This is a genomic window from Williamwhitmania sp. (assembly GCA_035529935.1).
GTDB lineage: Bacteria > Bacteroidota > Bacteroidia > Bacteroidales > Williamwhitmaniaceae > Williamwhitmania.
In genome coordinates this window covers 1-10,374 of sequence record DATKVT010000069.1, presented here as the reverse complement: position 1 = coordinate 10,374, position 10,374 = coordinate 1, and the positions used below count along the sequence as shown (strand labels likewise).

The following is a 10,374-nucleotide window of genomic DNA, read 5'->3' as shown; positions in this document are numbered from 1 at the left end:
TTGCAGGCACTTTCAGTTTCTATAAATCTCAATCTTTGTATGAATGAGTTTCTTGTTTGTTCTGTTTTCTTTTGTGCTCTTATTTGTGAATTTTATTCACTCAATAAACCTATGGATTTTTCAATCCATAGTGGTTTAGTTTTCTCTAATGTAGAGATTTTTCACAAATTCTCAAGCAGATAACTTTGTCCTAATAATAAAACGCCGCCCATTTGGACAGCGTCTCTTATATGCAATAGTTGGGTTGGAGTTTAAAACAGCCCTTTCAGCTTCTTCTTTAGCGCCTCCTTGGCCTTTTCTTCGGCCTCCTTCTTCTTCTGGTCTATTTCGTCCTTGTGCTCGTCGAGAATCTTCTTAGCCTCCTCTTTTACCGTCTCCTTCACCGCCTCCTTGGTGCTGGTGCTTGGAGATGCAGAGCTGCCGGAACCCATACCTGCCAATGTAACCTTGGGAGAGGTGGTGGTGCCAACAACTTTAAACTTCACATCGATTTTTTCGGGCAGCTTAACCTCCTTGCCGGCTAACGGTGTTTTGGCAAGCAGCGTGCTGGCCAGCTTGGAAGCGGCGTCGCCAAAGTATTTGGAGGGAACGCTCAGGTCCACGTTGTAGTCAAGCGTTTGGTCAAGCCCGTTGCGCCCGCCAAAGGTGAGGGCAATGTCGTCCATCTTCAGGGTCGATGGCGCCACGTTTACCCAGCCGTCTTTAATGGTAAAGCTTACGTTAAGGTCCTTAATTGTGTTGGAGCCACCCTTCATCTTCAGCAGCTTATTCATCTGGTCGAAGGTGCTGGAGTTAACTAGCTGCAGATTTTGCGACTGCAGCTTACCGGCACCGTCGATGGAATTCAGCACGGGACTCATGTGCTGATCTATTAGGGTGAAGAAGGCGAATTTTAGCGAGATGTTGCCTTGGCAGTTCTTTGCAATGGGAGCCATTTTGTCGAGCATGCTAAACGAGGTGGTTGCCTTTTGGATGTCGAGGTTCTTAATGTCGAGATCGAGGTCAGCCGATGGCTTGGTGGTATCGGCTGTATTGTAGGTCCCAGAAACCATCATGCTTCCGTTGAACAGATCCATGTGGAGCTTGTCCATCAGAACCTTGCCATCCTTTACCACCATTGCTCCGCCGAGGTTGGTCATCTCCATTTTGTCGAAGAGCACCTTCTTGAGACCTGTATTCAGCGTAAAGTTTATATTCTTTGGCACAAACACCGTTTTCATGGCCGAGGTATCGGTGGTGGCCGTTGTGGTGGTTGTGGTGTCGGTCATAAACTCGTTTAGGTCGAGCAGGTTGGAGTTAAAGGCAAAGTCGCCACGAATGGTGCCGTTCTTGAAGACGTAACCGAGGAAATTTTCCACCCGTCCCTTCAGGTTAAGGTCGCTCTTGCCAATGAGGCAGTCGAAGTTGTCGAGCTGAACGTAGCGTGGGGTGAACTCCATCTTGGAACTTGGTATTTTAAGGTCGGCAGGGAGATCGGGAGTCTTCATCTCGAAGTTTTTCAGCTCTATGGAACCGTCCATCTTCATGTTATCGTAATCCTGCTTCTCTATTTGTGACATTTTAACCGCCATGCTTACCGCTGCGGTAACCACACCCTTCATGGTGAGATCCTTCATTGGCACCACGTCGGCTAGTGAGATGAAGTCAATCTTACCGTTTAGGCTTGCGCTCACCTGTGGATCAGTCATTGGGGTGCGCACCTGAGCAGTTGCCGATATGGGGTTTCCAGCAATGGCCATGCTGAACTTGCGCAGGTCGATGAGCGTTTTGCTATCGTCGGCCCCGTTGAAGTCCACGTTTAGTTCAATGTTGATATTCTCGATAGATTTGGGCAGAGCCGGATATTGAATGCGTGCATTGTTTACCAACAGCTGCATGCCAACGCTGGGTAGCTCCTTGCTGTTGTAGGTGCCTGTTACCGATCCATTTAGCGAGAGTTTGCCATCGGTCTTGAGGGTTTCGTAATCTTTCATGAACACCGATGGAACCATGGAGAGCAGCGTCTTAAAGTTGGTCTCCTTGGCATAGTATTTTAGGTCGAAAACCATGTTGCTATCGGGCATGGCCACCGAACCATTCACACCAAGCACTAGCTTGTTTACGTCAATTTCATTATCCTGAATGGAGAAGACCATGTTTTTAAGGTCTGCGCCGACCTGAGCCTTCATGGCCACGGTCATGTTTTGCACATAGGTGGTGCCGCCCATTATCACCGCAAGGTTTTCAATGGATGATTTTAGGTTAAGGGTGGTAACGTCGGTGGATAGATCGCCCGACATTGTAAAGTTCAAGTTTTTTATACCAGCCAGAATTTGAGAGGTTTGATCCTCGTAGATGATGTTGGCATGGTTGATGGTAAACGATTTTAGCGACATCTTAAAAGGTGAGCTTGCCGTAGTGTCCACTGGAGTCTCCTCGGTGGTTTCGGAAGGTTTGGCAATATCCCAGTTTACGGAGCTGTCGGCCAGCACCTTTGCATAGATTTTGGGATCGTTTAGGATTACTGCATTCACCTTAATCTGATCGCCTGCAATTACGCTGGCTAGGTTCACCGACATGTCGAGGGAGGTGAAGGATACCAGCGTATCGCTAGCAAACTTGTCGATGCCCACCACGCTGAGGTCGCGAAGCGATATGCTCATGTTGGGAAAGTGGCGGAAGAGCGACAGGCTTAGGTCCGAAAATTCCACCTTGGCGTTCACGTTCTGGTTGATTACCTCCTTGGTCTTGTTCAGAATTTGGCTTTTAAAAAGCATCGGAATTAGAAACATGGCAAGAATTACCACACCAAGAAAAATGCCCAGTGACTTAAGGAAAATCTTTAGAAATCTCTTCATGGCTTTATATTTTAGTTGTTTAGCATTATAGACTGTAGACCGCAAGGTAATTCACCATCTTTAACTTTTAACTTCTCACTATTGCCTCCGGCGAGCTCACTTCGCTCGGTTCACTATTCACAAATTAACACAAATCCCTTTTAGTTTCCTATCTTCATCAGGACAAAAATTGAGCTGCCATGGATACTCGATTGCAAGTGGATCACCATACCACCGACGACCTTCAGATATTTGAAGGTCACGGCGACAAAACAATTCTTGACCTTTTCGACGAGACGGTTACGCCAGATGGAAAGCTGAAGTTGAAGGAGCGTTTTTACAATCCGTTCAGTAACATCGAACAGGTTTTGGAGGTTCAACAGGCCATAGGGCATATTTTAGAGAACCTAACGGTGTGGGATTTCCCAATTACCGCACAGGAGGCAAACGGTATTAACCTTTACTACATTTCGAAGATGAAGCCGCTGCTGTTTCAATCGGGTGGAATCTCCGTTGCCGAAGGTATTGTTCGCCGAATCTTCAACCGTGAATTTCGGGACGTTGCTGTTCATGGGACACGTCACATGCTTGCATACCTACGTAAGCTGAAGCAGTGGCTTCACAAGGTGAATAATGGAGAGTTACCTGCGTTGCTTCAGGGTTATGTGGATGCCATAGAAAAGGCGCTAGCCGACGAGCTTCTCGTTCCAGTCTTTCAAAGCGAAAAACAGGCCGGCGGTTATCCGCTGCTACTGCTCGACAGGCTTCTTCGTGGCAAGCAATCGGTTCGTTTTGTGCTAATGCTCAATCAGGTATATGAGTTGGAAGCACTTATTGCCGTTGCTCATGCTAAGCAGAAGTTAGGTTTTGTATTTCCGGTAATGGAGGCGTCGGAAAAACCTGTTTTGGAACTGGAGGAGGCTTGGCATCCGTTTTTGAAAACCCCTGTTCCCAGCAGCTTTAAGATGGGGGAGAAGGGTAACGTGGTGTTCCTCACTGGACCAAACATGGCCGGAAAAACCACCTTCCTTCGTTCGCTGGGCATCTGCGTTTACTTAGCGCATCTGGGCTTCCCATTGCCGGTAAAAAGTGCCAAAATGACGATGCTAAATGGAATTCTCTCGAGCATAAATACTGTCGACAGCGTTACGCTCGGTTACAGCTACTTCTACAGTGAGGTGCTGCGGGTGAAGAAGGCAGCGCAGTTTGTGCGCGACACGCCACGTGTGCTACTCATTATGGACGAACTTTTCAAAGGAACAAACATTAAGGACGCCTACGATGGCTCGTTGATGGTGATAAAGGGGTTGGCGCAAAATCCCAACTGCCTGGTGATGATTTCGTCCCACCTGCTCGAGCTGGCAGAGGATCTTAAGCCGCTACCAACCGTTTCGTTCAGCTGCTTCAGCTCCACCCTTGTTGATGGTAAGCCCCGGTTCGACTACCGCATCCATGAGGGGGTTTCCAGCGAGCGAATAGGCCTGCTTATTCTGAAAAATGAGGGGGTGGATAAGCTGCTCAACGTGCAGCTCGACTAGTTTTTCTCTTTTGTAAAATGCAGATTTAACGCTACTTTTGCCTCCCTACAGAAATAATTGATTGTAACTACAACGTCAACAGATAGATCATGAGCAAAGAATTTAACCCTAACGACATTGGCATTGCCAACGGTAACTACTTTGGTTTACCCTATTCTCTGGAGGAATCGCAGCTGCTGCTTTACTCCGTGCCTTGGGATGTAACTACCTCCTATGGTGGAGGTGCATCGCACGGACCACAAGCAATGCTAAGCACCTCACTGCAGGTGGACCTCTTCGATTTTGACGTGCCCGATGCATGGTCGACTGCCATTGGTACAATTCCCATCGATGACGACCTCTATACTTCCAGTTCCAAAAACCGCGATATAGCGGAGGCCATGATTAGCTATCTGGAGCAAGGTGGTGATCCAGAAGGCCGCAAGTTTTTACAGCACCTCGAAACCGTTAATGAAGCTTGTCAGGAGATGGTTGATCAGGTAGCCAAGGAGACTGGCGAATGGCTTGACAAGGGGAAGATTATAGGGCTCGTTGGCGGTGACCATAGCACTCCGCTGGGTCTGCTGCGCGCACTTGCTGAGCACCACGAAAGCTTTGGCATTCTGCACATTGATGCCCATGCCGACCTGCGTGAGGCCTACGAGGGATTCACCTACTCGCATGCATCAATCATGTTCAATGCGCTTAAGCTGCAGCAGGTGCAAAAGTTGGTGCAGGTGGGTATCCGCGATCTCTGTCAGGATGAGTTCAATTTAGTTCAGGCCGACAACCGCGTAGTAATGTTCAATGACTACGAACTTAAAGCCGAAGCGTTCAACGGTAAGCTATGGCACCAGCAGTGCGAGGCCATTGTTGCCCAGCTACCTCAGAAGGTTTACATCAGCTTCGATATTGATGGATTACAACCTGAATTGTGCCCCAATACCGGCACACCTGTAGTTGGTGGTCTTTCATTCAATCAGGCGCACTATTTGCTACGTATGGTGGTGAAGAGCGGCAAGCAGATTATTGGCTTCGACCTAAACGAAGTTTCCCCTGGCGACAACGACTGGGATGCCAACGTGGGAGCTCGGGTGCTTTATAAGCTATGCCTGCTAACCCTTGCGGCCTCTAACGAGAAGTTTGGCAGCCGATTAAAAGGTTAACGCCTCTTTTTTTATGACATTTGGCCGGGGTTACCCGGCTTTTTTTTACCTTAGCCATACCCAAATGCAAAACATTATATCGATGGATACCAAGGTAATGTATATTCTTTATGTGGCGGGGCAGCAGCGAAGCCGTGATTTTTACCGCGAGGTGCTGCAGCTTGAGCCGGTGCTCGATGTTCCCGGCATGACCGAATTTGTGGTTGCTCCCGGATGTAAGTTGGGGTTAATGCCAGAGAACGGGGTAGCACGAATGCTTGGTGATAGGATTCCTCACCCCTCGGAGGGAAGCGGCATTCCACGAAGCGAGATTTACCTCTACGTGAATGATCCGCTTCAGTATTTCAAACGTGCGGTAAAGGCTGGCGGTGTATCACTGAGCATGCCCAAGCAGCGCGATTGGGGCGATAGCGTGGCCTACTGCGCCGACCCCGATGGGCATATAATGGCATTTGCTGAAAGAGTGTAGTATTAGTTTCCTTAGCGATTATCACATAATCTCCATCGTATTTACCCCGCAAAACTCCTATGCATCTCCCTAAATCCAATTAACTTATGCCTTTTCTCATCCCACAGCCGTAGCCGCAGCGAACGAAAGCTGGAGAAGAAGGTGATTGGGGTAATATTGTGAAAGAGGTTGTTCTCCCTATGGCATTTTGCCAACTTATAGTTAGGGATTCTTGGGCTTAGGTGGTGTATATGGTGGAAGCCAATGTTTCCGGTAAACCACTGAAGCAATCGTGGCAGCTTAAAGAAGGAGCTTCCCTCTAAAGCAATGGTCTTAAAATCCCACTTTTCGGTTCTGGTCCAAGAGGTATAGGGGTATTGATGTTGGACGTAGAACAGCCAAACACCATGCACTGTGGCTATGTAAATTACAGGCAGTTGGATCATAAGGTAGGCTTTCCAGCCAATGGCCCATATCATCAGTAGCACCCCAACGGCAATGGCAAGATTGGAGAAGTGGAGGTATAGCCGCTCCTTGCGATTCATGTAGGGCTTGGTAAAGCGATTCTGAACAAGAAAAAGAAGGATGGGAGCAATGCCAAATAGAAAGATTGGATGGCGGTAGAAACGGTAGCTAAACTTCCGCCACCTTGTAAGCTTTAAATACTCTTCAACAGTTAATGTTGTTACGTCGCCAACACCCCGCTTATCGAGATTGCCAATGGTTGCATGGTGTTCCTTGTGATCGTGGTGCCACTTGTGGTAGGCCGTAAATACCAGTAGCCCCAATGGAATGCCCACAATGGTATTGAGCCGGTGCGATTTAAAAAACGATCCGTGACCACAGTCGTGGAAGATGATGAATATTCGAATTAGGAAGCCGGCTGCAAAAACGGAGAGCAGCAGCGTAAGCCAGTAGGATATTTGAAGGCTGTATACCATGAGAAACCATAGTAGAACGTAAGGCACAACGGAGTTGATTACCTGCCACCAGCTTCGAACGGTATCGGGAAAGTTATACTTACGGATAATCTCTATCCAAGCAGGTTTGCTATTTTTGATGGATTCGGAAGTAATCATTTTCAGAGGATATTATATGTTAGAAACAATTGCCAGACAACTTTAGCTTTTCCCATCAAAAATGTTGACAAAATGGAGGAGAAGTAGCCTGTCGGTAGTTTGCAAGTTACCTAATATGGAAAAGATTCACGATTTACCGAATGCCCAATTGAATAAAGCCTTTGCGATGCAGCCGCTCTAGAAAATAAAAATTCAGGACGAGAAAAGCGCCTAAATTAACAAAAGAAGAGGCCGACTTTCACAAGCCAGCCTCTTGCACAATCTAGCTGCTGATGGCTAGAATGAAGAAAACCTAAACCTAAACCTATTCTTTTTTCTATCTTTTTTCTTAAGTTACTTTCTTGAGTTGACCCAATTTGCAATAAACTCAGTTGTTCCAGGAACCATCTCCCCATTTTTTATGTGTTCCGCGTCTGAGTATCCATGGTCAGCATTGGGAATTATTTTGATGGTAAGGTCGGTTACCAACGATTCGGGAAGAACTTGCGCTACCTTAGGCAAGTTGGAGGAAACCACCACATGCTTGTCCTTTTCTCCAAATAGGATAAGAACGGGACAGGTGACTTTCTTGAAGTCTTCTGCTGGATCGTAAACAGCAAATGATTTTTGGTGTGGAGAGGTATAGTAAGCCATCACCTCATTAAGCGATTGTTGATAGAGGTCGGCAGTGTCCTTGTATGTCTGTAGATTTTTTGCCATGATTTCTGGCGGCATCTTTTCAATTTGAAACTTGATAAGGTCACTTAGTATCTGCTTCATGGTGTCAAGCCCTGCTCCACCGGTTGAATAGGATATCCAGCTTCGAACAAATTTCTCACCATTGGCAATAGTTTGTTCCTCAGTCATATCTGCAGCGGTTTTCCATCTCTTTAAGGTGCGAGCCTGCTCCATCATTATGTCGCCACCATTTTGGTAGGATCCCGAAAGGGTGATAATAAAGTCGATATCATTGTGGCGAGAGGCGGCCATTATGGAGAGAATTCCGCCAAGGCTATGCCCGAGCAATCCCACCTTGCCAATCTCCTTGTGCTCCTTTAGGGTCGATACTGCGGCATACACATCTTCGGCGAGGTCGTCGAAGCTGGTTTGGGTTTCAGCCGTTCCGGTCGATTTGCCAAAGCCACGGTCGTCGTAGCGGTACACGGCAATGCCATTTTGGTTCAGGTAGTCGCTGATGATTTTGGCCATCTTATACTTGCCTCGCATAAATGACCACTCTCTGTCCTGATTTCCCATGCCGCTAACCATAATAACAAGCGGATAAATGCCTTCGTTTGCCGGCAAGGAGAGCGTGCCGGAGTAGGTTGCATCACCTCTGGTAAAGCTAACTGCCTCCTCTCTAATTCCTGAAGTGGCTGGTTGAGCGTTCAGCGTCGCGAAAAGTCCAAGAGTCAGCAACGCTGTCAAAATAGCTTTTTGTGCCTTCATCGCTCTAATTTTTAAGGGTTTTATATCTCAGAAATACTACCAACTCCGGAGACTTTGAGCTTAAGCGTAGGGTGGCCTTTGTAGCTTACCTTGCCTACTCCGTTCACAGTTGCCTGCAGGTATTCCGATACGTCAACCTGCACCTTTCCAACACCGTCAACCTCAACCGTAGCCTTGTTAACCTTCATATCGAGCAGGTTAGCTTTTCCCACGCCAGGCATTTCAAGGTTGAGCACGTCAGCCTTACCCGAAGCGGTAAGCGTTAACACACCGTTGCTATGAACTTCGAAAAGGGAGGTGATAAGGTTTAAGTTGGCTGTGAGGACGCCGTTAACGCTAATAGCCAACTTCTCGAACTTCAGCACGCCCTTGCCTTCCAGCCTGACATCTCGAACAATATCAATCGACTCGAGGTTTTGAATGGCAAGGTAAATGGTAACATCGCTCTGCTCTTGGCTGCGCTTGTCTCTCTTTATGGTAAGCTCGCCACCCGAAACTTTGGAGGTAATCTCGTTGAGCACCTCGTCGCTGGCCTCAATGGCAAGAAGTGGGGTGGCGCTCTGGGTGAGCTCTATTTTGCACGATACATCCAGCTTTAACTTGGTTACCGAGCCTAGGTCAACCTTAATGGCTTTGGCCTGCTGGGCAATGGCCCCAGTTGTTCCAATGGCTAAAAAAGCCAGCGTTAGCAGTGTTAAAGTAACTCTTTTCATGGTGTTTTTTCTAAGTATTAATAATAGATTGCTCGTTAGTTTCTGTATGTTCTCTTGCTTTGCAGATTGCGTGCCGATATGGGTAAGCTGCTGTTTAACAATAATTAGAAGTCATTTTAATGAAATAAAAAGGAGACCTTCTGCTCTGATAACGAACAGCTAATGTTCGATTTCGAACGGTTGACGATGGGGCATAGGGGGAATGTGAACATCAAAGTTTTTGTCCGAGCGACAACGCGCTAGCCTGTAGAGCCGGGACCCTTATATCCATATTGGCGTATTCTTGACCAACCTATATTCCTTTGCCATCAGGCAACCATGTTTTTGCTATATTTGCTAAAGCGTTGTTTAGATGGACCCTTTAGAATGTCGGTGTGATCTGCGAATATGTTATCCTTACATTATGAAATCAATTACTTCAACTTGGATATTGTATAACCTGGTGGTTTGTTTTGCTGTATATTGGCTATCAAACTTAGTGTTGTGGTATCCGTGGAGCATCGATGAAACGCTTGGCCAAGTTCTAATGCTGACCATCAATCCTGTTTTGTGGGGGTTTGCTTCCTACCTCTGTTTCATAAAGTATCCCAAGAAAAATATGATTTACGGGGTTTTATTTACTAGCATCATATTTGTTGTTGAAGCCATGAGCCTTGACTTCATATTTTTTGCAGCAATCAGAAATGCCATGGATAAGCTAATGCAGCCCACTACTTTTTATGGATGGGGGTTTGTGTTGGTTTTTCCATTTCTTGTCTATCTATTATTTCGAAATTGGATTGAGAGAAATAGGGTGCCACTTGTTAAATCTGATTTTTGGAAGCCACTGTTGATTGGTCTAGCAAGCTTTGGAATCATCGTAATTATACTGGTACTAAACATTCAATTCAACTAATCATTGAAGGAATAAGTGTTAGGTAGGTTTGCCTTTTTCCTTGATTATGGTCCCCGTGATTGAAATATTTGTCATAAGTTTGTTAATCAGATTCCACTATAGATGATTCCTGTATCATACTAAAGCACCTTTGAAAATTCAAATAATACTCATATGATCATCGAAACTCAAGGCATTGGAAAGTTTTTTGTATACCTGGCGGTTGCTCTGCTGGTGTTTGTGGCATTGCTGGTATTTAGCATAAGAAAACGTTCCCGCTTACCGCTATTTAAAGTAGTGTTGTTGGCTTTAATTGTCGTAGTTGGAGGAATG

The 10,374-nt window shown here is 46.4% G+C and carries 7 protein-coding genes; 3 read left to right on the top strand and 4 right to left on the bottom strand.

What is annotated here, in order from left to right:
* Positions 1-251: 251 nt before the first annotated feature.
* Positions 252-2,837, bottom strand: coding sequence for an AsmA-like C-terminal region-containing protein (locus VMW01_05155; GenBank protein HUW05626.1), 2,586 nt, complete (start codon positions 2,835-2,837; stop codon positions 252-254).
* A gap of 179 nt (positions 2,838-3,016) precedes the next feature.
* On the opposite strand from VMW01_05155, the gene VMW01_05150 reads away from it, so the two are divergent.
* The 3 genes from VMW01_05150 to VMW01_05140 all read left to right on the top strand — a co-directional run bounded on the left by VMW01_05150 (position 3,017) and on the right by VMW01_05140 (position 5,968).
* Positions 3,017-4,354, top strand: coding sequence for a hypothetical protein (locus VMW01_05150; protein ID HUW05625.1), 1,338 nt, complete (start codon positions 3,017-3,019; stop codon positions 4,352-4,354).
* A gap of 89 nt (positions 4,355-4,443) precedes the next feature.
* Entirely contained in the window at positions 4,444-5,499 is a 1,056-nt protein-coding gene (locus VMW01_05145) for an agmatinase family protein (GenBank protein HUW05624.1), read from the top strand.
* A gap of 82 nt (positions 5,500-5,581) precedes the next feature.
* Complete coding sequence (locus VMW01_05140) at positions 5,582-5,968, top strand: VOC family protein (protein HUW05623.1); 387 nt, start codon at positions 5,582-5,584, stop codon at positions 5,966-5,968.
* A gap of 41 nt (positions 5,969-6,009) precedes the next feature.
* On the opposite strand, the gene VMW01_05135 is transcribed toward VMW01_05140, so the two are convergent.
* From VMW01_05135 to VMW01_05125, 3 genes are all read right to left on the bottom strand, one after another.
* Positions 6,010-7,026: a fatty acid desaturase gene (locus tag VMW01_05135; GenBank protein ID HUW05622.1), complete on the bottom strand. Its 1,017-nt coding sequence runs from the start codon at positions 7,024-7,026 to the stop codon at positions 6,010-6,012.
* 333 nt (positions 7,027-7,359) lie between these two features.
* Positions 7,360-8,454, bottom strand: coding sequence for an alpha/beta fold hydrolase (locus VMW01_05130; GenBank protein HUW05621.1), 1,095 nt, complete (start codon positions 8,452-8,454; stop codon positions 7,360-7,362).
* Between the two features lie 20 nt (positions 8,455-8,474).
* On the bottom strand, positions 8,475-9,167 hold the full coding sequence (locus tag VMW01_05125) for a head GIN domain-containing protein (protein ID HUW05620.1): 693 nt from the start codon (positions 9,165-9,167) through the stop codon (positions 8,475-8,477).
* Between the last annotated feature and the right edge of the window lie 1,207 nt (positions 9,168-10,374).